A 23,084-nucleotide genomic window follows, 5' to 3' on the forward strand; every position below is an offset into this window, starting at 1 on the left:
TCGAGGTAGGAGGGGCCGGGCCCGGCCGGGCCGACCCAGCCGGCGTCGGCCTGCGGCGGGACGGTGTACCCGAGGTGCTGGAGGCTGTACAGGACGTTCATCGCGCAGTGCTTGGCGCCGTCCTCGTTGCCGGTGATCAGGCAGCCGCCGACCCGGCCGTAATAGGCGTACTGCCCCTGGGAGTTGAGGACCGACGAGCAGGCGTAGAGCCGCTCGACGACCTTCTTCATGACGGAGGAGTTGTCGCCCAGCCAGACCGGCCCGGCCAGGGTGAGGATGTCGGCGGCCATCACCTGGGAGTAGAGGACCGGCCAGTGGTCGGTCTCCCAGCCGTGCTCGGTCATGTCGGGCCAGACGCCGGTCGCGATGTCGAGGTCCACCGCCCTGATGACGTCGACCTGGACGCCCTGGCGCTCCAGGATGCCGGTGCTGACGTCGATCAGCCCCTGGGTGTGGCTCCGCTCGGGGGACCGCTTGAGCGTGCAGTTGATCACCAAGGCACGCAGGTCACCGTAGGACGCGACTGGCTCCGACATCGGCAGGGTCTCCCTGGGGTACGGCAGGCCGACGGGCACCGTGGCCCGACGCTGCGCTGGTCTCGCTGGCTCCGCCTCCCACCCCACCAGGGTGTCGGCCGCACCGCACAGCGGACTGGGCCATCAGCCTGAGGCAGCCGGGGAGGCCCGGGTGTCGCGGGCGGGACGGACCGGGCGCCAGGCTCGGGCCGGTGCACACAAAACCCTTACAGCAGCTGGCATTTCCCCTACATTGCTGTGCGGGGGGCCCGTTCCGACGGGCCGGTGGACCACCAGCCGGGAGCAGCAGTTGACGACTTTCATCATGGGCCACGGAAACTACAGCGAGCCGGACACCTTCGTTCCCGCCGGCGGGAAGGTGGGGATCTACGCGGGCGTCGACACGGTGCTCGCCATCACGATCGGCATGGCGGTGCTGGCCCAGCCCGGCGGCTACGAGTCGGTGACGACGTACGACTCGACGGGCGGTCGGATCGCGGCGATCCACAACTACCGGGTCGGCCCGCTCACGCATCCCGAGTTCCAGCGGATGCGGACCGTCGACTCGGTGAAGAACAAGATCATCTACGTCGGCTACGACGAGCGGTTCATGACGGAGACCCAGCTCTGCACCGACGTGGCGGGCTGCGGGGCCGGACAGCACGGGGCCGGACAGCACCGGTGCGACGGCCTGCTGGGCCGGATCACCGATGCCGACAACGACATCCGGCTGGCCTTCTGCCTGGGCAGTGAGCGGCGGTCCGGGCTGGCCCCGATGACGACGGTCTTCCCGTCGACCCTGGCGTACACGGGTGCGAACGCCCACCTGGAGGAGTACCTCAAGAAGGCCAAGGACTGGTACGAGCGGATCACGGCCGACCCGGACGAGGAGATCCCCGCGTTCCACCGGCTCGCGACCAGCGTCCCCGGTGCCCGCGAGGCCGCGTTCATCGTGGCCTCGTCCAAGTCGCTGGACGAGCTGCTGATGCTCCACGACGCTCGGGAACAGCGCAGGAAGCTGACGGCCGGGAGTTTCCTCAACTACCTGTACGGAGTGCCGGAGAAGTCCCGCGGGACGATCGTGGCGGAGCTTCGGCAGGACCCCGTGACCGCGCTGGACCGGTTCGTCGACTCCTTCTTCGCCGCCACCACGCAGCAGCGCTGCGACGCCTGGGCGGCCCTCTCTCCGGAGGAGCAGCGGCAGGCCGCCGACAACCGGCTGATCGGGTTCTGGGCGGCCGGGGTCGTCCCGGTGGTGCGGCGGTACCGGCAGCTGGCCGACTCCGCCGACCAGCCGGTCGGCTGGTTCGAGGGTGCGGCCCTGAGGACCGACCTCTCCGAGTACGGCGAGGTCGAGGCCCAGACGGTCGATGCCTACCGGGACGCCATCAACGCCTGCATGGACTTCGGCGTCTCGGCGTCTCCGGCGGCCAGGCTGGCGCTCTGGGCGCGGCTCGAAGGTAATCAGGACGCCCAGCGGATGCTGAGCACCGTGACCAACGAGACCCTGGCGGACTGGAAGGTGCCGGGGCGGCCCGGCGATCCGGCCGACCCGCTGGCGGCCTGGGTGGCGAAGTACCGGGAGCGCCTGCGGCAGGCCGCGCAGTCGGCGGGGTCGGATGTGCCCGTGGCCGGGACGGACGCCGCAGACTCGGTGTCGGAGTCGAGCGAGTCGAGTGACGAGGCCGAGGACCTGTTCAAGACGTACTGGGACGAGCTCGACACGGCGAACCAGCGGGCCGCCCGCGGGTGGGTGCAGCAGCAGATCGTCCAGGTGATCGAGGACGGCGGCAGGTTCAAGTTCGCCGAGCGGACCCCGGAGGTGGAGGCCGCGTTCCCGCAGGCCAGGTGGACCACCTTCGAGGTGACCGGGCTGACCATGAGCGGCGCCACCCTCGCGGAGAAGGGCAACGTGGACCGGGCCGCGTTCGCCAGCTACCTGCAGGCCCTCGCGGCCGGCACCCGCACGGTGATCACGTTGGGCTGAGGGCTGGTCAGCGCAGTGACCTCGCCGGGTACCGGAGGCTGCCTGACCTCGGGTCAGGAGCCGACCTTGCGCTTGTTGTAGACGTCGAAGCCGACGGCGGCGAGCAGGACCAGTCCCTTGATGACCTGTTGGTAGTCGGTACCGATGCCCACCAGTGACATGCCGTTGTTGAGGACGCCGAGCACCAGGCCACCGATGATGGCGCCGAGCACGGTACCGACGCCGCCGGTGGCGGACGCGCCGCCGATGAAGGCGGCGGCGATCGCCTCCAGTTCGAAGTTGATGCCGGCCTGCGGGGTGCCGGCGTTGAGGCGGGCGGCGAAGACCAGGCCGGCCAGTGCGGCGAGCACGCCCATGTTGACGAAGGCGAGGAAGACCACGCGCTTGCTCTTGACGCCGGACAGCTTCGCCGCCGCCTCGTTGCCGCCGATCGCGTAGGTGTGCCGGCCGAGGATCGAGTTGCGCATCAGGTACCCGAAGCCGACCAGCAGGCCGCCCAGGATCAGCAGCACGATCGGCACGCCGTGGTAGCTGGCGAGCAGCATGGTGAAGACCGCGACGGCCGCGGTGATCGCCGCGAGCTTGGCCGCGAACAGCCCGACGGGCAGCAACTCCAGCCCGTACGAGGCGGCTTGGCGACGCCCCCGGACCTCCTGGAGCACGGCGATCGCGAGCACCGCCGCGCCGATCAGCAGGGTCAGGTTGTGGTAGTTGGTGCTCGGCCCGACCTGGGGGAGGAAGCCGCTGCCGATCTTCTGGAAGCCGGTCGGGAACGGGGCGATCGACTGGCCCTGGAGCAGGATCTGGGTGCCGCCGCGGAACAGCAGCATGCCCGCGAGCGTGACGATGAAGGACGGGATGCCGATGTAGGCGATCCAGAAGCCCTGCCAGGCACCGGCGAGTCCGCCGATCAGCAGGGCCGCCACCAGCGCGACGGGCCAGGGCATGTCGTGCTTGACCATCATCACCGCCGAGGCGGCCCCGACGAAGGCGGCCAGCGATCCGACCGAGAGGTCGATGTGGCCGGCGATGATGACGATCATCATGCCGATCGCCAGGATCAGGATGTAGCCGTTCTGCTGGATCAGGTTGGTGATGTTGAGCGGCTGGAGCAGGATGCCGTCGGTCCAGAACTGGAACAGCAGCACGATCAGAGCCAGTGCCACCAGCATGCCGTACTGCCGGACGTTGCCCCGCAGGGCTCGGACCAACAGCGCTCCGGTGGAGGCGCGTTCGGTCTTCGGTAGCACCGGCGCCTTGGGGGACTCGGTCGTCTGGGCCATTGCCTTACACCTGCTCGTGTCGTTGGTCCGCGGTCTGGGTCATCAGCCGCATCAGGGATTCCTGGGTCGCCTCGGAGCGGTCCACCTCACCGGTGATCCGGCCCTCGGCCATGGTGTAGATCCGGTCGCAGAGACCGAGCAGCTCGGGCAGTTCGGAGGAGATCACCAGCACCGCCCTGCCCTGGGCGGCGAGATCGGCGATCACCGTGTAGATCTCGGCCTTGGCGCCGATGTCGATGCCCCGGGTCGGCTCGTCCAGGATCAGCACCTCGGGTTCGGTGAAGATCCACTTGCTGAGGACGACCTTCTGCTGGTTGCCACCGCTGAGCTTGCCGGTCTCCGCGAACACCGAGGGGGCCTTGATGTTCATGGACTTCCGGAACGACTCGGCGACCTTGGTCTCCTCGTGCCGGTTCACCCAGCCGCGCCGGGCCACCTTGCCGAGCGCGCTCAGCGAGATGTTGCGGCTGATGTCGTCCATCAGGTTGAGCCCGAGCTGCTTGCGGTCCTCGGTCACGTACGCGATGCCGTGGCCGATCGCCTCCGGCACCGTACGGGTGCGGATCTCCTTGCCGTCCAGCAGCACGCGGCCGCCGGTGTACCGACCGTAGGAGCGGCCGAAGACGCTCATCGCCAGCTCGGTACGCCCGGCGCCCATCAGTCCCGCGATGCCGACGATCTCGCCGTGCCGGACGTTGACCGAGGCGCCGTCGACCACCTTGCGCTGGTGGTCGAGCGGGTGCTGCACCGTCCAGTCCTCGATGGCCAGCGCGATCTCGCCGATCTCGGGGGTCCGCTCGGGGTAGCGGTGCTCGAGGTCGCGGCCGACCATGCCCCGGATGATCCGGTCCTCGGTGATGCCCTCGACCGGGATGGTCTCGATGGTCTGTCCGTCCCGGAGGATGGTGACCGAGTCGGCGACCCGGGCGATCTCGTTCAGCTTGTGCGAGATGACGATGCAGGCGATGCCCTGGGCCTTGAGCTCCAGGATCAGGTCGAGCAGCTTGCGGCTGTCCTCGTCGTTCAGCGCGGCGGTCGGCTCGTCCAGGATCAGCAGCTTGACCTCCTTGGCCAGGGCCTTGGCGATCTCGACCAGCTGCTGCTTGCCCACGCCGATGTCGGTGACCCGGGTGTGCGGGCTCTCGTCCAGGCCGACCCGCTTGAGCAGTTGCTGGGCGTGGGTCAGGGTGCGGTTCCAGTTGATGAAGCCGCGGCCCGCGTGCTCGTTGCCGAGGAAGATGTTCTCCGCGATGGAGAGGTACGGCACCAGGGCGAGTTCCTGATGGATGATCACGATGCCGCGGCGCTCGCTGGCCCGGATGTCCTTGAACTCGCAGGGCTCGCCCTGGAATTCGATCTCTCCCTGGTAGGAGCCGTGCGGGTAGACCCCGCTGAGCACCTTCATCAGGGTGGACTTGCCCGCGCCGTTCTCGCCGCAGATCGCGTGCACCTCGGCGGGCGCGACGCTCAGGTTGACGTCCGAGAGCGCCTTGACGCCGGGGAAGGTCTTGGTGATCGAACGCATCTCCAGGATGGGTCCGGCCATGATGGTGCTTCCGTTCGCCGGGGGGCCCCGGGCACCGTCTTGGCGCCGTTCTCGTACTGGCTGGTGTCGTTGACCTCCGGCTTGCCACCGGTGAGCAGCGCGTCGCCCATCTGGACGGCCACCTTGGCGAGTTCGCGGGTGTCCTTGTAGACGGTCTGGGTCTGCTCGCCGGCGATGATGGACTTGACCGAGGCCAGCTCGCCGTCCTGCCCGGTGACGATCGGCAGCTTCTTGCCCGAGCCGTAGCCGACGCCCTTGAGCGAGGAGATGATGCCGATCGAGATGCCGTCGTACGGCGAGAGCACCGCGTCCACCGAGGCCGAGGTGTAGGACTTGCTCAGCAGGTTGTCCATCCGCGACTGCGCGAGCCCGCCGTCCCAGCGGAGGGTGGCGACCTGGTTGAAGGCGCTCTGGCCGCTCTGCACGACCAGCTTCTTGTCGTCGATGTACGGCTTGAGCACGCTCATCGCACCGTTGAAGAAGAAGTTGGCGTTGTTGTCGTCCGGGGAGCCGGCGAACAGCTCGAGGTTGAACGGGCCCTTGCCGTCCTTGAGGCCGAGCTTGTCGACGATGTAACTGCCCTGCAGCACACCGACCTTGAAGTTGTCGAAGGTGGCGTAGTAGTCGACGTTCTTGGTGCCGCGGATCAGGCGGTCGTAGGAGATCACCGGGATCTTGGCGTCGGCGGCCTTCTGCAGCACGTTGGTGAGCGAGGAGCCGTCGATGGCGCCGATCACCAGCAGCTTGGCGCCCTTGGTGATCATGTTCTCGAGCTGCGAGACCTGGTTCTCCACCACGTTGTCGCCGTACTGGAGGTCGGTCTTGTAGCCCTTCGCCTGGAACTCCTTGGCGATGTTGTTGCCGTCGTTGATCCAGCGCTCCGACGACTTGGTCGGCATCGCGATTCCGATCAGTGCGCCCTTGGCGTCCCCGCCGCCCTTGGCCGCCGCGTCGCCGACGCCGTTGGCACTCTGGCCGCAGGCCGCCAGGGTGAGCGAGAGGCCCGCCGCAGCGAGTCCGATCGAGAGCTTCCGCACTGTTCCTCCAAGGTGGCTGCGCCGCTCGGGTGGGGCGGCGGACTCTGAGTGTTAACGCTCACAGAAACCCCGTCAAGGGCTCTGCGGGTCACCGTTTCGTCTCGTGCCGTCGGCTTGACGCAACGGTTGTTAGCGCTAACAATCGCTCGGGGGATGGGGGACCATGGAGGACGACTGGCTGATGGTTCTGGGCACGGCGGAGGTCCTGCGGGCCGCGAGGTCACCGCGGCGCAGCTCGACGAAGCAGCGGTCAGCCGATGACCGCCACGGGTGCGTCCCAGGCGATGCGGTCGACCGTGACGGCGGCTCCGCCGTGGGTCTCCTTCTGGTTGACCAGGTACTGGTGGCCACGCCGGTGGCCGTTCCACTGGCTGCCGAAGGGGAAGCCGGCAGAGGTGTCGGCCTGGCCGTCGTACTGCGCGTACCAGAGGGCGGCCGGCATGTCCGGGGCGCCCTGCTGGGCGGCGCGGGCTATCGCGGCCGCCGAGGAGGCGGCGTAGGCGTACGTGCCGGCGACGTACCCCTGCTGGTGGAGTCGAGGCCCAGGACCAGGGGACCGCTGAGTCAGGCGGAGGCGACCGGGGATGCGAGTTCGTCCGACCTGCGGGAGGTCGTGAACGCGCTGTTCTACCAGAACCGCTCTGTGACGTGAACACGGGCTGGACCAGCGGATTCAGGCACTGCTGTGGTGTCAGGTGCGCGAGCGGGCCCGCCGATCAGAGGATCCGTGCCTGGCGATCGTCGACACCCAGTCGCTGCGTGCGGCGGCCGGGGGCCGAAGAGGACCACGGGACTGGCCGCGGCCAAGAGGACGCCTGGCCGCAAGCGGCCTGGCCGCTCAGTTGTCACCGACGTAGCCGACTTCAACGCCCCGACCGCCTGGACAGGCGCACCCTCAGTGATCTGACGCGGTGCAGCACTAGGCTGACAGGCCGAAGGCGATCATGGACGAGGGCGGGGTAGGCGATGCAGCAGCGAGTCGCGGTGGTGTCTGGTGGTGGGACGGGAATCGGGAAGGCGATCGCCCGCGAGCTCGCCGCAGCCGGGAACCGGGTGGTCATTCTCGGCAGGCGCATCGACGTACTGGAACGAGCCCGAGTCGAGATCGACCACGCTGTGGGTGTTCCCCGTGTGGTGCCGATCGCGGCCGATCTGACCGTCCCAGCCCAGGTGAACGACGCCGCACGCGCGATCGCGGACATCGGCCCGGTCGACGCCCTGGTCAACAACGCGGGAGCGGTGATCACCCAGCCCGCCGACGGGAGCCTCGACGCGCTGGCCAACGCCTGGCGACGGGACCTGGACACCAACCTGCTGACCGCTGTACTGCTCACCACCGCGCTGCTCGACCAGCTGCGCCGCCCAGGCGGACGGCTGGTCGTGATCAGCTCGGCCGCCGCCCAACGCGGCGGTGCCGGCCCGCACTCGGCCGGCTCCTACGCGGCCGCCAAGGCCGCGCTGCACGGCTGGGCGTTCGGGTTGGCTCGACAGCTGGGGCCGGACGGCATCACGGTCAACGTGCTGGCACCCGGCTACGTGTCGGATACCGAGATCTTCGGCGCGGACTGGACCCCGGAGTTCCACGCCGGCAAGATCGCCGACACCCTGGTCGGCCGGGCCGGCACCCCCGAGGACGTCGCCACCGCCGTCAGCTATCTGACCTCCCCCGCGGCCGGCTACCTCACAGGACAGGTGATCGGCCTCAACGGCGGCGCGGTACTGGGCCGCTAGCAGACGTACGGGCCCCTGGTGAGGGTGGCGGTCGTGCCCGCTGCCACCAGCGCACCCCCGCACCCGGAAGCGACCTGGTCTCGGTTGGTCCTCACCGGGCCGGTCGGCCGGGCTCGGCGCCGTCTCAGGGGTCGGTGCCGACGTCGCACGGCTCGGGTGGCCGAGGCTGCAGGCGACTCGTCGTAGCAGGGTCCGGAACAGCTCGCGGTCGTCCTCGTCGCTCGCGGCGAGGAGCCCGTCCTCCGCCTCGCGCACCCGCCATTGCAGCTCGTGGACGGTGTCGGCGCCCAACTCTCTTTGACGGCACCGCCCCAGGGCGGGCGGGTGAGACTCAGGGGCTGACGGCTAGGACCAGGAAGGCGGCCATGATGGTGAGGTGGACGCCGCCCTGGAGGGGGGTGGCTCGGCCGGGCATGACGGTGAGGGTGCCGACGGCGATGGTGAGGGCGAGCAGGATCATGTGGGTTGCGTCGAGGCCGAGGACCAGGGGACCGCTGAGCCAGGCGGAGGCGACCGCGACGGCGGGGATGGTCAGGCCGATGCTGGCGAGGGCCGAGCCGKGGGCGAGGTTGAGGCTGGTCTGCATCCGGTCCCGGGCGGCGGAGCGGACGGCGGCGATGGTCTCGGGGGCCAGGACCAGCATGGCGATCACCACGCCGACCACCGAGGCGGGCAGGCCGGCGTCGGCGACCACCCGTTCGATGGTGGGGGAGACGCCCTTGGCCAGCCCGACCACCGCGACCAGGGCGACGCCCAGCAGGGCGAGGCTGGACCAGGCAGCCCGGGCGGTGGGGGGTTCGGCGTGGTCGTCGGCGTCCAGGACCTTGCCTTCGGCGGTCAACGGCAGGAAGTAGTTGCGGTGACGGACGGTCAGGGTGGAGACGAAGAGCCCGTAGACGATCAGCGAGGCGGTTGCCGCGAAGACCAGTTGGGTGGTGGAGAACTGCGGGCCCGGCTTGCTGGTGGTGAAGGTCGGCAGCACCAGGCTGAGCGTGGCCAGGGTGGCGATCGCGCTGAAGGCGGCCCCGGTGCCCTCCGGGTTGAAGACCGCCACCCGGTGCCGGAGCGCGCCGACCAGGATGCACAGCCCGACGATGCCGTTGCAGGTGATCATCACCGCCGCGAACACCGTGTCCCGCGCCAGGGTGGCGTTCTTCTCGCTGCCGTCGGCCATCAGCGTCACGATCAGCGCGACCTCGATGATGGTCACCGCGACCGCCAGCACCAGCGAGCCGAACGGTTCGCCGACCCGGTGCGCGATCACTTCCGCGTGGTGCACTGCCGCGAGTACGGCCGCCGCCAGGAACAGCGCGACCAGCACCACCAGTGCGGTGGGCAGCGATCTGCCCCAGGTCAGGGCGAGCAGGACGAAGGCGAGTGCGGGAGCGAGGGTGGTCCACTGCAGGGCTTCACTGCGGGCCTTGGCGATCATCCCCCGAGTTTTCCAGGGCCGGGCCGCCCAGGCGGTGGGCCCGCCGACCTCGGCGTGTCGGCGGACGGGAGAAAGTGCTCAGCGCGCAGGAGATGGACTCCGCTGCGCGACGGTGCCGGGGTCAGCGGGTCTCGATGACGACCTTTTCGATGATCATGTCGTTCATCGGGCGGTCGGTGCGGGGGTTGGTGTCGGTGGTACCGATGGTGTCGACGACCTTCTTGCCGGCGTCGTTGGTGACTTCGCCGAAGATGGTGTGCTTGCCGGTGAGCCAGGTGGTGGGCGAGAGGGTGATGAAGAACTGGGATCCGTTGGTGCCCGGGCCCGCGTTGGCCATGGCCAGCAGGTAGGGCTTGGTGAAGGCGAGGTCAGGGTGGAACTCGTCGGCGAACTTGTAGCCGGGCCCGCCCGTGCCGTTGCCCAGGGGGTCGCCGCCCTGGATCATGAAGCCCTCGATGACCCGGTGGAACACCGTCCCGTCGTACAGCGGGTCGGTGCTCGGCTTCCCGGTCTGCGGGTCGACCCACTCGCGGTCGCCCTTCGCCAGCTCGACGAAGTTGCGCACCGTCTTCGGGGCGTGGTCCGGGAACAGCCGGACCTCGATGTCGCCCTGACTGGTCTTCAACGTCGCGTACAGCTCTTCCGCCATGACGATCCTTCGGTGTGCGGGCTACTTGGCCCGGCCAGTCTCCCGGCCGGGCCGACGAACTCGGGGCAATGACACGAGATCTCACCCGCACGAGTGGGTCAGGGCGCCGGGCCCGGGGAGCGGCCGGTGACGGTTCCTCAAGATCGTTCACTGGGTCGTCATGCCGCCGCACCCCGGGTGAGCGGCGGTTCCGTGGCCGAACTGTTGGGAGAGCGGCAGAACCTCTTCGTATGCTTCGCGCGTGGTGTTGAGGGAACGACACCTTGGGAGAGGGACGCATGAAGCGATTTGGCAGGGCACTCACCACCGGCGCGCTCGGCGGCGTACTGGCGCTGACGGCGGCGTGCTCGGGAGGCGGCGCACCGAAGGCGGGGCAGACGGTGTCGGCGAGTCCGTCCGCGTCGAAGACCTCCTCGGCGGTGATCAGCATCGAGCCGGGCAACGGCAGTACCGGCGTCAAGCCGGCCGGGGCGCTCAAGGTCTCGGTGCAGGGCGGGAAACTGACGGAGGTGCAGGTCGCGGCGAAGGGCGGCGCTGCGGTGCCCGGGACCTTCACGGTGGACGGCTCCGGCTGGACGCCGACCGGAAACCTCGCGGTGTCCACCGAGTACCAGGTGAACGCGCACGCCGTGGACGCGAACGGGGTGGCGGCCGCTCTCCAGGGCGGCTTCAGCACGCTGACGCCCGCCAAGGGCGCCGGGCCGGTCGACAACATCGCCGACGGCGGGACGTACGGGGTCGGCATGATCGTCTCGCTGGAGTTCAAGGTGCCGGTCAAGGACCGGGCGGCGGTGGAGCAGGCGGTGGTCATCGAGACCGGCGACGGCACGGTGGTCAAGCCGCACTGGTTCAGCGCGCAGCGGGTCGACTTCCGCCCCGAGAAGTACTGGAAGCCGCAGAGCAAGGTGGCCGTCAAGTACCGGTTGAAGAGCGTGGAGACCGCACCGGGTGTCTACGGCGAGGTGGACAAGGACCAGACCTTCACGGTCGGCCGCTCGCGGATCAGCACCGCCGACGCGAGCAGCAAGCAGATGCTGGTGCAGGAGGACGGCAAGCCCGACGAGACGGTACCGATCAGCGCCGGCGCCAGCTCCCCGGCCTCACAGAACACCTTCAACGGCACCATGGTGGTGATGGCGAAGGAAGGCACCGCCGTGATGGACTCCAGCACGGTGGTGAACCACGAGGGCGCGGACTACCGAGTGGAGATGCCGCACGCCCTGCGGCTCACCCCGACCGGCACCTACGTGCACGGGAAGAACGCCGCCCCGAGCATCTTCGGCCGGCAGAACATCAGCCACGGCTGCATCGGTCTGCTGGACGGCGCCGGTGACGGCCGGTCCGACCTGCCGGGCGGCAAGTTCTACGACGCGGCCATGGTGGGCGACGTGGTGACGGTGAAGAACTCGGTCGGCCAGCCGGTGGACCCGGCCAACGGTATGAGCGGCTGGAACATCGAGTGGAGCAAGTGGTAGCCACCGGGCGGCGCCGAGGCTTGACCTGACGTTGTCCGGCTGCTCAGCGGCGCGTCGGCCGCAGCTGCTTCGATGCCGGACAGCGGGCGGCCGAAGCCCGGTTAGGCTGCCTGCCGGGAGGTCCGCCCCGCAGGCGGGCAGCGCGGACGGACGAAAGAGGACATGATGGTGCACGCACGGGCAGGCCGGCAGGCCGAGCCGCAGGATCTGGTCGACGTGGCCCGGCTGGTGACGGCCTATTACGCGCTGCGCCCGGACCCGGCGGAGGTCGGGCAGCAGGTCGCCTTCGGCACCTCCGGGCACCGCGGGTCCTCGCTGGACACCGCCTTCAACGAGGACCACATCGCCGCGACCACCCAGGCGATCTGCGAGTACCGGGCGGCCCAGGGCATCACCGGGCCGCTCTTCCTCGGCATCGACACCCATGCGCTCTCCGAGCCCGCCCGGGTCACCACCATCGAGGTGCTGGCCGCCAACGGCGTGACCGTGCTGCTCGACAGCGCCGACGGCTACACGCCGACCCCCGCCGTGTCGCACGCGATCCTCACCCACAACCGGAGCAACCCGGCCGGGCGGGCCGACGGCATCGTGGTCACGCCCTCGCACAACCCGCCCGCCGACGGCGGCTTCAAGTACAACCCGCCGCACGGCGGTCCGGCCGGTTCGGACGCCACCGGGTGGATCCAGGACCGGGCCAACGAGCTGATCCGGGGCGGGCTCGCGGACGTCCGGCGGATGCCGTACACCCGCGCGCTGGCGGCGGACACCACCGGGCGCTACGACTTCCTCGGCACGTACACCGAGGACCTGCCCTCGGTGCTGGACCTGGACGCGATCCGGTCCGCCGGGGTCCGGATCGGGGCGGACCCGCTCGGTGGGGCGTCGGTGGCGTACTGGGGCCGGATCGCCGAGACGCACCGGCTCGACCTGACGGTGGTCAACCCGCTGACCGATCCGGCCTGGCGCTTCATGTCGCTGGACTGGGACGGCAAGATCCGGATGGACTGCTCCTCCCCGTACGCGATGGCCTCGCTGATCGGCCGTCGGGACGAGTACACCATCGCCACCGGCAACGACGCGGACGCCGACCGGCACGGCATCGTCACGCCGGACGGCGGTCTGATGAACCCCAACCACTACCTCGCGGTGGCGATCGACTACCTCTACCGGAACCGCAAGGACTGGCCGGCCGGGGCAGCGGTCGGCAAGACCCTGGTGTCCTCGTCGATGATCGACCGGGTGGCCGGCGAGCTGAAGCGCGAACTGGTCGAGGTGCCGGTCGGGTTCAAGTGGTTCGTCGACGGGCTGCTGGGCGGATCGGTCGCGTTCGGCGGGGAGGAGTCGGCCGGGGCCTCGTTCCTGCGGCGCGACGGCGGGGTGTGGACCACCGACAAGGACGGCATCCTGCTCGCGTTGCTGGCCGCCGAGATCACCGCCGTCACCGGCCGCACGCCGTCCCAGCACTACGGCGAACTGACGGACCGTTTCGGCGCCCCGGCCTACGCCCGGGTGGACGCCCCGGCCGACCGGGTGCAGAAGGCGGCGCTGGCCAAGCTGTCGGCCGAGCAGGTGAAGGCCGCCGAGCTGGCCGGTGAGCCGATCACCGCCGTGCTCACCGAGGCACCCGGCAACGGCGCGGCGATCGGCGGGCTCAAGGTCTGCACCGAGAACGCCTGGTTCGCGGCCCGGCCGTCCGGCACCGAGGACGTGTACAAGATCTACGCCGAGAGCTTCCACGGGGCGGAGCACCTGGCCCAGGTGCAGGAGGAGGCCCGGGCGCTGGTCGGCGAGGCGCTGGGCTCGGTCTGACGCGGGGTCACGCCGTGCTCCCGGGTTGCCGGGGGCACGGCGGGCCGGTCTCAGGGTCGGTCCCGGCTAGAATCCATACATGTCGAACCCCGATGGGCTGCTCGTCGACATCGCCGCGATGGTGGAGTCCGAGCACAGCAATCAGATGCCCCTGACCGTGGTCGTCCCCGGCGCCGTCATCACCGGACGGCTCGCCCCGCAGAGCCTCTGGCGGGAACGGATCGCCGAAGTCCTCGCGGCTTCGGACCACCTCAAACCCTTCGCCAGCCTCTTCACGACCCCCGGTCCTGACAGCGCCGCCGCCCCGCCCACCCATCTGCACCTGCACCTCGCCCGGATCCTGCAGGGCAGTTACGGCCTGCCGCACACCGGCGGGATGTACCGGATCGCGATCGCCGACATCAGCAGCTGGACGGTCGGCGACCTCAGCTACACCGACCAGTAGCCGGCCCGAGTACGGCCTGGGCCACAACGGTTCAGGCCGCGCTCGGCACCGTCGCGGCAGGCCTGTCCTGCTCCAGGCCGGCGGCGGTACCGGGCGGGCACTGCCGGTAGGCCACGTACAGGAACACCGCGCTGAGCGCGCCCAGCAGAACTCCGGTCAGCAGTGTTCCTGCCAGGACCAGGGGGAGATAGGACGGCATGGGGTGCTGGAGCAGCGTGCCGACCTGCACCTGCCGCGAGACCGCAGACGCGATGGCGCCCAGCACCACCACGGGCAGCACCCACAGGACCGTGCGCCGGCCACCGTGGGTCAGCTGCCAGGCCCGGCGGACGCCTCGTCCCTCCAGCAGGATCGCCATCGGCAGCAGCGCGCCCGCGAACTGCAGGTAGAGGCCGCCCAGATGAACCGCGCCTATCGCGGGCGATTGGACGAGGTCGGCATAGGTCGCGAGGTCGACGCTGGACAGGAGATCCAGCAGACCGGTGACGTCCAGTGCGGCCAGCCAGGCCGCCAGCCACCCGATCCGCCGCAGGTCGGGCCGGAGCGCGGACAGGATGCCGTGGCCGCCGTCCAGGATCCGCAGTTTGGCCGACCAGCTCCAGGCGGCACCGAGCCCACCCGCAGCGAGCAACAGCGCGTCGCGGGCAGTCAGCAGGTCGGTTCCGGTGAACACCAGGCAGAGGGTGAGCACGATCCAGCCGGCCCCGGCGAACAGGAACTCCACCAGCAGCAGCTGCCACCAGCAGGCCGTCAGTCTCTCCGCTGCGAGTGCCCAACCGGTCCTGCGGGGCTGCTCCGTCGATTCGATCACCGGCTGACCCTAGCGGGTGACCTGGTTGTTCGCACCGCCAATCCTGTCCACGCCCCGCGAACCCCCTACCCGGGTAGGGGGGAGAAGGTTCGCTCCATGGCGTGACGTCCGTGGGCGGTTCGAAAACTAGCGTCTTCCTCAACAGGCCAAGCCCGTAGGAGGAGCAGTTCCGATGACCACCGCACCCTCGATCACCACCACCGCGCCCGGTTCCGCGAAGCTCAACTGGCTGCTCGGCAGCTACACCTGGCGCCGGTCGGCGTACGCGCTGGCCGCCCTGCCGGTGGGCCTGGTGTCGCTGCCGCCGGCTCTGGTCGGGCGGTCCGCCACCGCGCATCGGCTGCAACGCGGCCTGGCCGTACGGCTGCTGGACGCCCCGATCGGCGAGCCGGTCCGGGGCAGCCTGGTGCGTACGGTGGCCCACAGCGTGCTCGCCCTGCCGTTGCAGCTGCTCGCCGCCGGGCTGACCGGGGTGCTGTGGGCGGATGTCCTGGTCCGCGGGCTCTGCTACCCCCTGGCCGAGTGGGGCAACGACGTGTCCAAGGCCTGGGGCGGCCCGACCATGGCGGGTGCGTGGGCCGCGCACTTCGCGGTGGGTGTGCTCACGCTGGCGGTCCTGCTGCCGGTGGTCCGGCTGCTGACCACCGGTCAGAGCCGCCTCGCCGTCCGCCTGCTGGGCACCGGTTCGGAGGCCTGAGCCGTGACTGTTTCAGGGCCGACGATGAGCAGCGAACCCACCCGCCGACGGCTGCGGGCCGCCGCGCTGCCGGCCGCCGCCCTCGCCCTGACCTGCGTGGGCTGGGCCGACCTGGACCAGCACTACGCCCTCGACGCCGGATCGGCCCTGGCACTCAGCCTCGCCCGGGCGCTGCCGCTGCTCTGGAGCCGGACCCGTCCGGTGCTCGCCTTCGCGCTGTCGGCGGCGGCGGTCGTGCTCACCGCCGTGCTCACCCGGCCGACCTCGGCGGCCGAGCCCTGGCCGATGGCGGTGACCAGCCTGGCCGCGCTGACCGCCGTGCTGGTGCTGTCCGGCAGCCGGGTCTCCCGGCGGGTCTGCACCGTGATGGGCCTGGCCCTGCCGGCCGGTACGGCAGCCCTGCTGGCGGCGCTGCCCGGACGCGGCACCTGGTCCGGTCTGCTGCCCGTGGTGATCGCGACCGGGCTGGCACTGATCGCGGCCGAGGTGCTGCGCGACCGGGCGCTGACCCGGGTCAGACTCGCGGAGCAGGAGCAGATCAGCGAGCTGGAGCGGACCAGGCGGGCCCTGCTGGAGGAGCGCGCCAGGATCGGCCGCGAGCTGCACGACGTGGTGGCCCATCACATGTCGCTGATTGCCGTCCGGGCGGAGACCGCCCCCTACCGGCTGCCGGAGTGCAGCCCCGAGGTCCGCGACGAGTTCCGGGCCGTCAGCGGCGCCGCCCGGGACGCCCTGACCGACATGCGCCGCCTGCTCGGCCTGCTGCGCGGCGAGGAGGCGGCGGCCCGGGTGCCGCAGCCGGAGCTGGGCCAACTCGCCGCTCTGGTACGGGAGTCCGGGGCCGGGGTGACCCTGGAGGTGGTCGGCGAGCTGGAGACCGTCCCCGCGACGGTCGGGGTCTGCGCCTACCGGATCGTCCAGGAGTCGCTGTCCAACGCCCGGCGCCACGCCCTGGGCGCTGCGGTGGAGGTCCGGGTGCACCGCACCGCCGCGTTGCTGCGGATCACCGTCCGGAACGGCCCCGGCGCCGAGCGCCAGGCCGCTGCGGGCGGCGGGGACGGTCATGGTCTGATGGGTATGCGGGAGCGGGTGGCCGTGCTCGACGGTGAGTTCTCGGCCGGGGCCGGACCTGACGGTGGGTTCACCGTGACGGCCGACCTGCCTCTGCCGGTGAAGTGAGCACGGACAGGGGGAACGGAACAGTGAGCACCAGCATCCTGATCGTCGACGACCAGGCCATGGTCCGGCAGGGCTTCGGGGCCCTGCTCGACGCGCACGAGGGCCTGCACGTGGTGGGCGACGCGGCCGACGGCGCCGCCGCGCTGGAGGCGGTCGCGCGGCTGGACCCGGACGTGGTGGTGATGGATGTCCGGATGCCGGTGATGGACGGTCTGGAGGCCACCCGCCGCCTGCTCCAGGGGCCCGGCGACCGGCCGAAGGTGCTGATGCTGACCACCTTCGACCTGGACGAGTACGTCTACGAGGCGCTGCGGGCCGGTGCCAGTGGCTTCCTGCTCAAGGACGCGCCGGGCGAGGAACTGGTGCACGCCGTCCGGGTGGTGGCCGCCGGTGACGCGCTGCTCGCCCCCTCGGTGACCCGCCGTCTGATCGCGGACTTCGCCGCCGGGCGCCCGGCCCCGCCGCCCGGCGAGCAGGCCCGGAGGGCGGCCGGCCTGACGCCGCGGGAGACCGAGGTGCTGGAGCTGATCGCCCAGGGGCTGTCGAACGCCGAGATCGCGCAGGCCCTGGTGGTGGTCGAACAGACCGTCAAGACTCATGTCAGCCGCATCCTGGCCAAGCTCGGCCTGCGCGACCGGGCCCAGGCGGTGGTGTTCGCGTACGAGTCCGGCCTGGTCACCCCGGGCGGTCCGGGCCCCTCGGGTGCGAAAAACGGCCCCGGGGGCGGGTCCAGTGTGTGATCGTTGCCCGCATGCCGATCTTCTCCTCGTACGACCATGTCGGAATCTGGTACGAACCGGCCGGTGCAGGTGACCCGTTGGTGGTCCTGGGCGGCGGGCCGGGGACGGACTCGCGGTACCTGGGCGACCTCGGCGGGCTGGACGGGCAGCGCCGGCTGATCTTCATGGACGGGCGGGCCGCCGGGCGGTCCGAGGTGCCCCCGGACCGGAGCACGGTGTCGTTCGTCGCGCAGGCGCGGGACGTGGAGGAGCTGCGGCTCCACCTGGGGTTGGAGCAGTTCGACCTGCTCGCCCACTCGGCGGGCTGCCTGACCGCGCAGGAGTACCTGGCCGCGTACCCGGGCCGGGTGCGGCGTGCGGTGCTGGTCACCCCGGTGGGCCGGGTCGGGCGTGAACCCGACCCGGTGGAGCTGGCGGAGCTGAAGGCGTCGCGCTCGGGCGAGCCCTGGTACGAGAAGGCGGCGGAGGCGGACCGCCGGCTGGCCGAGGGGGTGGCCGTCGACGCCGAACTCGCCGTCCTCCAGGTCTGGGCCCTGCCGTTCTCCTGGTACCGGTGGAGCCGGGAGCGGCTGGCGGAGTACCGCCACGGGCACGCGAGTTCGGTGCCGTGGCTGCGGGACGCCTTCTACGCGGGAACCCCAGGACCCGGGGAGCTGGCGGGTCGGCTGGCCCGGCTGTCGGCCGGGTCGACTCCGGTGCTGGTACTGGCCGGTGCGGCGGACGGCCTGATCGGGACGGTACCGGCGCGGCAGGTGGCGGAGTGCCACCCCGGCAGCCGGCTGGAGGTCATGACGGAGTCCGGGCACCGGCCGTGGGTGGAGGAGCCGGAGCGGTTCGTCGCCGAGGTGACGGCGTTCCTGGCCGCCGGGCGGTAGCGGCCGGGCCCGGACGTCGTCGGCTACAGGTGCGGGGTGATGGCGGGCAGCAGGTCCTTGAAGGTGCGGCCGGTGGCGGGGGCGCCGATGGCGGTCATCTGCCAACCGGTGGCGGTGCGTTGGACCTTGGCCATGATCTGGGCGGTGTACGGGCCGCCGCCGGTGAGGGTGTAGCGGGCGAGCTCCTGCCCGTTGCTCTCGTCCACCAGGCGGCAGAAGGCGTCCTGGACGGCCTCGAAGGTCTGGCCGGTGAAGGAGTTCACCGTGAAGACGATCTGCTCGACCTGCGTGGGGACCCGCTGGAGGTCCACCAGGATCGACTCGTCGTCGCCGCCCTTGACCGCGCCGCCGACCAGGTTGTCGCCGGTGTGGCGGACCGAGCCGTCCTTGCTGGTGAGGTTGTTGAAGTAGACCGTGTCCACCAGCTGGTGGCCGGCGGCGAACAGCACCGCCGAGGCGTCCAGGTCGATCTCACGGGCCATCAGCTTGGCGAGGAACCCCTTGCGGGCCGCCGCCTGCCAGCCCAGACCCATCCGCACCACGCTGAGGGCACCGCCGTCGGACTTGCGCAGGCTGATTCCTTCGCCCTTGCCCAGGTTCACACTCACGGTGACTCTCTCCTTTGCGGACATGTCCGGGGCGCGACCCCGCCGAGTACTCCACCCTGTCAACTCCCGACGGGCGCAATCCGTTGCAGCCGGGGCGATCGGGTGGTCCAGTGCGCTGATGGCGCGTCGGATCTACAGCAGTGTAGATCCGGACCCGGCCGTTAGGATGAACGGCCGCCGTGCCGCGCGGTACCGGACCGAGGGAGACGTCATGACGCAGGGCGTGGAGGGCGCCGACCAGGGCCGCAGGCGCGGGCAGGGCGAGCTCGAAGCCGCGCTGTTCCGGGTGCTGGGCCGGGCCGGTGCACCGGTCACCGCGGCCTGGGTGCAGGAGAACTTCGACGGCGAGCTGGCGTACTCGACGGTGATCACCATCCTGTCCCGGCTGCACGAGAAGGGCGCCGTGACCCGGGTCCGGGACGGCCGCTCCTACCTGTGGACACCGGCCGCCGACGGCGCCGGTCTGGCCGCGCTGCGGATGCGCCGGGTGCTCGACCGCGAGGCCGACCGCGACGCGGTGCTGGCCAGCTTCGTCACCGCCCTGTCGCCGCACGACGAGCAGCTGATCCGCTCGCTGCTGGCCGGGACCGAGCCCGCCGGGACCGACCGGGCCGAGGCCGACCCGGCTGGGCGGGAGGGCTGAGCGGTGGGGGTCTTCGTGTTCCTGCCGCTGATCCTGCCGCTGACGGCGCTGCCGATCGCCCGGCTGGCCGAGCAGCACCTGCATCCGCGCACCGCGGCGCGCCTGCTCACCGGTCTGGCGGCGATCCTCGGACTCTGCAGCACGCTCTGCCTGGTGCTGCTCGGTGTGGTGGGCACCGCGCAGATCCCCGGCAACCCGCTGCCCGACGCGTGGGCCGACCCGGAGGTCCGGGAGGTGGTGCCCTACGACGAGGCGGTGGGGACGGCCTCGATCGCCGCCCTGCTCGCGGTGGTCCTCGCGGTGGCCGTCGCCGGGTGGCGGCACCGGCGGGTCGTGTCCGGTGCCCGACGCGCCCTGGCCGCGCKGCCCGGCAGCGCGGACGTGGTGGTGCTGCCCGACGACGCGCCCTACGCGTACGCCGTCCCCGGCCGCCCGGGCCGGATCGCCGTCTCGACCGGGATGCTGGCCTGCCTGGACGCGGACGAACAGGGCGCGCTGATCGCGCACGAGCGGGCCCACCTGAGCGGTCGTCACCACCGCTACCTGCTGGTGGTCCGGCTGGCCGCCGCCGTCAATCCGTTCCTGCGCCCGCTGCGTGAGGCGGTCTCCTTCAGCGCGGAGCGCTGGGCCGACGAGGAGGCCGCCCAGGCCGTGGGCGACCGCCGCCTGACGGCCCGTGCGGTGGGCCGGGCGGCGCTCGCCGGGCCGTCGGCCGTACCTGTCGGGCTGGCCGGATTCGCCGCGCCCGGACCGGTCCCGCGCCGGATCGCCGCCCTGCTGGCCCCCGGGCCCGGCCTGCGCGGCTGGCCGCCGGCGCACAGCCGTACCGGCCTGGCCGCCCTGGTCGCGGCGGTGGGGACCACGGTGTCCGCGGTGTCCTCGCTGAACGCATGCGTGGCGCTGCTGCTGGTGCTGCACGTGGTGCCGATGAACCCGCTGGGCTGACCGGACGTCAGTGCTGTGGCGAGGGGCTCGGCTTCGGCCCAGGTTCTACAGTGCTGTAGATTTCACAGCTCAGCCGCCGGGGCTTCCGGAACCCGGCCGGGAACTTCAGGAGGGGCACCGTGGGAGTCTCGCTCGCCAAGGGTGGCAACGTATCGCTGACCAAGGAGGCGCCCGGCCTCACCGCCGTCATCGTGGGTCTCGGCTGGGACGTCCGCACGACGACCGGTGCGGCCCACGACCTCGACGCCAGCGCGCTGCTGTGCAACGCGAGCGGCCGGGTGCTGACCGACCAGCACTTCGTCTTCTTCAACAACCTGAAGAGCCCCGACGGTTCGGTCGAGCACAGCGGTGACAACCTCACCGGTGGTGGTGACGGCGACGACGAGCAGATCAAGGTCGACCTCGCGGCCGTCCCGGCCGACGTGGCCAAGGTCGCCTTCCCGGTGTCGATCTACGACGCCGACAACCGGCAGCAGAGCTTCGGCCAGGTCCGCAACGCCTTCATCCGGGTGGTCAACCAGGCCGACGGTACGGAGATCGCCCGCTACGACCTCACCGAGGACGCCTCCACCGAGACGGCCATGATCTTCGGCGAGCTCTACCGCAACGGCGAGGAGTGGAAGTTCCGGGCGATCGGCCAGGGTTACGCCTCCGGACTGCGCGGCATCGCCCAGGACTTCGGCGTCAACGTCTGACCCCTCCACCGTCCGGCCGGTCACCCCGGCTCGCGCGCCGACCGCGCGAGAGCCGGGGCGGCCGCCCGCAGGTGCCCGAAAGGACAGCGGTGCACGCTCCCCAGGAACAACCCGGTCCGGCCGGGCACTCCGACGCGACGGCGTGGTCACCTCCGGAGCAGGAGACCCGGCCGGTCTTCCAGCCCGTCGAGGTCCGGTTCGAGGACGGCCGGTGGGCGGTCGGCCGGATCAACGCCTGGTGGCAGGCCGGGGACGGTCAACTCTGGTGCAGACTCCGGGTGATGGGCGACGGCTCGGCGGCCCGCTGGCTGCCGTACGACCCGGACCGGGTCAGCCTGCTGCCGTCGCACGGCCTCTGAGCGTCAGGTCGTACGGCCTCAGGCCATCCGGCGCAGCCCGTCGCGCGCCCGGCGGGCGTCGCGCAGCCGCTGCTCGTAGGTGGCGCCGAGGACCAGCAGGAGCAGACCGGCGGCGGCCAGCGGAAGCCAGCGGGGCAGCACGTCCAGGAACTGCACCAGCAGCGGGGCCAGTTCGTGGACGGCCACCAGCAGCAGCGCGGCGGCGCCGAGGACCAGCGGGGCCTGGAGCAGCCGGCGGGCGCCGAAGACCGTCAGGGCCAGGGCGAAGGCGCCGAGCAGCAGCGGGCGCAGCCAGTGCGGGTCGGTCCAGGTGGCGAGCAGGCTGGGCAGCAGGGCCGCGCCGAGACCCGGTCCGTAGCTGGTCCAGGACGGGGCCGACGGGGTGCGGCGGCGGTGCAGGTGACCGATCGTCAGGGCGGCCGCCGCGACGCTCAGCGTGTACGGCTCGGGTGCGGTCACGTCGGCGAGGACGAGGCGGACCCAGGAGGAGAGGATCAGCAGCGCCGTGGCGGCCGATCCGGCCCAGCGGCGGCGGTCCGGACGCAGGGCGGCGACGCCGAGGGCCAGCACACCGGCCACCGCCAGCAGCAGGCTCAGCGCGGTCGGGTGACCGGCCGTCAGCACCAGCGCGACCGGCGTCAGCGCGTACCCCGCGAGCTCGACGGCGAGGCCGACCGGCCCACCCCGGCGGGCGGCCACCGGGACGGACAGCGCGGTGACGGCGAGGACGGCGAAGGCGTACTCGTACGGGGCGAGCCCGGCCGTCGCACCGGCGGTGACGGCGACCACCCCGAGGGACAGGACGGCGGCGGCGGCGGGAGCCGGTGCCCACGGGGCCGGCAGGGTGGCCGCCAACAGGGCGGCCAGGACGGCGAGTACGGACCAGACGGCGATGGTGGTCGGCCGGTCGGCCCCGGCCCAGAGCACTGCGGCGACGGTGGTCGGGGCGAGCAGCCAGAGCGCGGCGGCCGGGTCGGCCGGGCGGCGGACCAGTGCGGCCGTGGCGCCGACGGTGAGCAGCAGGGCCCAGGTGGCGCCGGTCCGGAGCGGCAGGTGCAGCACCGCGGGCAGCAGGACGACGACCGGGGTCGTGACCGCCACCGCCCAGCGGAGCAGCTGCCGGGCGAGCGGCCGGTGGCCGGTGCTCGCGCAGCGGGCCGCCGCCGCACCGAGGGCCGCGACGAGCAGCCAGGGCAGGGCGAAGGGAGCTGCGCCGAGCTGCCACGCCGAGTGGGTGCCGAAGCCGAGCCAGGTGTTGCCCCACTGGGCGGCCGGGGCGAAGAAGGCGTACAACAGGGCTGGTAGGACGGGCAGTTGGGACAGGACGAGGGTGGTGCCCGCGATGCCGAGCAGGCCGCGCCAGGCGGGGGAGTGCTGAGGGTCGGTCCTGGTCAGCGCGATGACCGCCGCCACGGCGAGCAGTGCCCCGGAGGCGGCGTAGGCCGCTGGGGCCCAGTCGGCCGGGAGAGCGAACCGCAGGCTGCCGCCGAGCCCGGTCAGCAGGGCGGCTCCGGCGAGGGCGGCCGACGCGGAGCGCGGCCAGGCGGCGCGCAGGGGTGCGGGCAGGGTGGCCGCGGGAAGCAGGGCGGCAGCGAGGCCGAGCGCCGCCAGCAGGGCGAGCGG

General features: G+C 71.5%; 23 protein-coding genes. 13 read left to right on the forward strand and 10 right to left on the reverse strand.

Annotated elements, in window-relative coordinates; translation table 11 throughout:
* Positions 1-536 (reverse strand): flavodoxin family protein (locus ACXJMZ_RS31875; RefSeq protein ID WP_457033492.1); only part of this gene is annotated, 536 nt, incomplete at its 3' end.
* 289 nt (positions 537-825) lie between these two features.
* Between ACXJMZ_RS31875 and ACXJMZ_RS31880 the strand changes: the two genes are divergently transcribed.
* Entirely contained in the window at positions 826-2,502 is a 1,677-nt protein-coding gene (locus ACXJMZ_RS31880) for a hypothetical protein (protein WP_457033493.1), read from the forward strand.
* Between the two features lie 53 nt (positions 2,503-2,555).
* Here ACXJMZ_RS31880 and mmsB read toward each other — a convergent pair whose 3' ends face one another.
* The 4 genes from mmsB to ACXJMZ_RS31900 all read right to left on the reverse strand — a co-directional run bounded on the left by mmsB (position 2,556) and on the right by ACXJMZ_RS31900 (position 7,041).
* Positions 2,556-3,785, reverse strand: coding sequence for a multiple monosaccharide ABC transporter permease (gene mmsB / locus ACXJMZ_RS31885; RefSeq protein WP_457033494.1), 1,230 nt, complete (start codon positions 3,783-3,785; stop codon positions 2,556-2,558).
* Positions 3,786-3,789: 4 nt separating this feature from the next.
* Positions 3,790-5,331, reverse strand: coding sequence for a multiple monosaccharide ABC transporter ATP-binding protein (gene mmsA / locus ACXJMZ_RS31890; protein WP_457033495.1), 1,542 nt, complete (start codon positions 5,329-5,331; stop codon positions 3,790-3,792).
* Entirely contained in the window at positions 5,253-6,368 is a 1,116-nt protein-coding gene (gene chvE / locus ACXJMZ_RS31895) for a multiple monosaccharide ABC transporter substrate-binding protein (RefSeq protein ID WP_457033496.1), read from the reverse strand. The genes mmsA and chvE overlap by 79 nt, the downstream gene beginning before the upstream one ends.
* A 250-nt stretch (positions 6,369-6,618) precedes the next feature.
* Positions 6,619-7,041 (reverse strand): glycoside hydrolase domain-containing protein, encoded by a 423-nt coding sequence (locus ACXJMZ_RS31900; RefSeq protein ID WP_457033513.1) that lies wholly within the window; start codon positions 7,039-7,041, stop codon positions 6,619-6,621.
* 293 nt (positions 7,042-7,334) lie between these two features.
* Between ACXJMZ_RS31900 and ACXJMZ_RS31905 the strand changes: the two genes are divergently transcribed.
* The gene (locus ACXJMZ_RS31905; protein WP_457033497.1) at positions 7,335-8,099 is read left to right on the forward strand and encodes an SDR family NAD(P)-dependent oxidoreductase; all 765 of its coding nucleotides are present in this window, start codon (positions 7,335-7,337) and stop codon (positions 8,097-8,099) included.
* 331 nt (positions 8,100-8,430) lie between these two features.
* Here the strand turns inward: ACXJMZ_RS31905 and ACXJMZ_RS31910 are convergent, their stop codons facing one another.
* Positions 8,431-9,531, reverse strand: coding sequence for a calcium:proton antiporter (locus ACXJMZ_RS31910; protein ID WP_457033498.1), 1,101 nt, complete (start codon positions 9,529-9,531; stop codon positions 8,431-8,433).
* 121 nt (positions 9,532-9,652) lie between these two features.
* Positions 9,653-10,180, reverse strand: a complete 528-nt coding sequence (locus tag ACXJMZ_RS31915; RefSeq protein WP_457033499.1) for a peptidylprolyl isomerase — start codon at positions 10,178-10,180, stop codon at positions 9,653-9,655.
* Between the two features lie 278 nt (positions 10,181-10,458).
* Here ACXJMZ_RS31915 and ACXJMZ_RS31920 point away from each other — a divergent pair, with 278 nt between their 5' ends.
* The 3 genes from ACXJMZ_RS31920 (at position 10,459) to ACXJMZ_RS31930 (ending at position 13,909) form a co-directional block, all read left to right on the forward strand.
* Complete coding sequence (locus ACXJMZ_RS31920) at positions 10,459-11,655, forward strand: Ig-like domain-containing protein (protein ID WP_457033500.1); 1,197 nt, start codon at positions 10,459-10,461, stop codon at positions 11,653-11,655.
* Positions 11,656-11,820: 165 nt separating this feature from the next.
* Positions 11,821-13,464 carry a phosphoglucomutase (alpha-D-glucose-1,6-bisphosphate-dependent) gene (pgm, locus tag ACXJMZ_RS31925; RefSeq protein ID WP_457033514.1) on the forward strand — a complete coding sequence of 548 codons (1,644 nt, stop codon included), beginning with the start codon at positions 11,821-11,823 and terminating at the stop codon, positions 13,462-13,464.
* A gap of 79 nt (positions 13,465-13,543) precedes the next feature.
* On the forward strand, positions 13,544-13,909 hold the full coding sequence (locus ACXJMZ_RS31930; RefSeq protein ID WP_457033501.1) for a hypothetical protein: 366 nt from the start codon (positions 13,544-13,546) through the stop codon (positions 13,907-13,909).
* 31 nt (positions 13,910-13,940) lie between these two features.
* Here the strand turns inward: ACXJMZ_RS31930 and ACXJMZ_RS31935 are convergent, their stop codons facing one another.
* Entirely contained in the window at positions 13,941-14,720 is a 780-nt protein-coding gene (locus ACXJMZ_RS31935; protein ID WP_457033502.1) for a hypothetical protein, read from the reverse strand.
* A gap of 172 nt (positions 14,721-14,892) precedes the next feature.
* Here ACXJMZ_RS31935 and ACXJMZ_RS31940 point away from each other — a divergent pair, with 172 nt between their 5' ends.
* The 4 genes from ACXJMZ_RS31940 to ACXJMZ_RS31955 are packed head-to-tail and all read left to right on the forward strand — an operon-like array spanning position 14,893 to position 18,211.
* Entirely contained in the window at positions 14,893-15,417 is a 525-nt protein-coding gene (locus ACXJMZ_RS31940) for a hypothetical protein (protein ID WP_457033503.1), read from the forward strand.
* Positions 15,418-15,441: 24 nt separating this feature from the next.
* Entirely contained in the window at positions 15,442-16,596 is a 1,155-nt protein-coding gene (locus ACXJMZ_RS31945) for a sensor histidine kinase (protein ID WP_457033504.1), read from the forward strand.
* A gap of 23 nt (positions 16,597-16,619) precedes the next feature.
* Entirely contained in the window at positions 16,620-17,336 is a 717-nt protein-coding gene (locus ACXJMZ_RS31950; protein WP_457033505.1) for a response regulator, read from the forward strand.
* Between the two features lie 11 nt (positions 17,337-17,347).
* On the forward strand, positions 17,348-18,211 hold the full coding sequence (locus ACXJMZ_RS31955; protein WP_457033506.1) for an alpha/beta fold hydrolase: 864 nt from the start codon (positions 17,348-17,350) through the stop codon (positions 18,209-18,211).
* Between the two features lie 23 nt (positions 18,212-18,234).
* On the opposite strand, the gene ACXJMZ_RS31960 is transcribed toward ACXJMZ_RS31955, so the two are convergent.
* On the reverse strand, positions 18,235-18,819 hold the full coding sequence (locus ACXJMZ_RS31960; protein WP_457033507.1) for a TerD family protein: 585 nt from the start codon (positions 18,817-18,819) through the stop codon (positions 18,235-18,237).
* A 211-nt stretch (positions 18,820-19,030) separates the two neighbouring features.
* On the opposite strand from ACXJMZ_RS31960, the gene ACXJMZ_RS31965 reads away from it, so the two are divergent.
* The 4 genes from ACXJMZ_RS31965 (at position 19,031) to ACXJMZ_RS31980 (ending at position 21,461) form a co-directional block, all read left to right on the forward strand.
* Positions 19,031-19,462 carry a BlaI/MecI/CopY family transcriptional regulator gene (locus ACXJMZ_RS31965; RefSeq protein ID WP_457033508.1) on the forward strand — a complete coding sequence of 144 codons (432 nt, stop codon included), beginning with the start codon at positions 19,031-19,033 and terminating at the stop codon, positions 19,460-19,462.
* Between the two features lie 3 nt (positions 19,463-19,465).
* Entirely contained in the window at positions 19,466-20,407 is a 942-nt protein-coding gene (locus tag ACXJMZ_RS31970; protein ID WP_457033509.1) for a M56 family metallopeptidase, read from the forward strand.
* 119 nt (positions 20,408-20,526) lie between these two features.
* The gene (locus ACXJMZ_RS31975; protein WP_457033510.1) at positions 20,527-21,102 is read left to right on the forward strand and encodes a TerD family protein; all 576 of its coding nucleotides are present in this window, start codon (positions 20,527-20,529) and stop codon (positions 21,100-21,102) included.
* Between the two features lie 89 nt (positions 21,103-21,191).
* Positions 21,192-21,461, forward strand: coding sequence for a hypothetical protein (locus ACXJMZ_RS31980; protein ID WP_457033511.1), 270 nt, complete (start codon positions 21,192-21,194; stop codon positions 21,459-21,461).
* An 18-nt stretch (positions 21,462-21,479) separates the two neighbouring features.
* Here the strand turns inward: ACXJMZ_RS31980 and ACXJMZ_RS31985 are convergent.
* Positions 21,480-23,084 (reverse strand): SCO7613 C-terminal domain-containing membrane protein (locus ACXJMZ_RS31985; RefSeq protein ID WP_457033512.1); only part of this gene is annotated, 1,605 nt, incomplete at its 5' end.

The organism is Kitasatospora sp. P5_F3 (assembly GCF_054049135.1).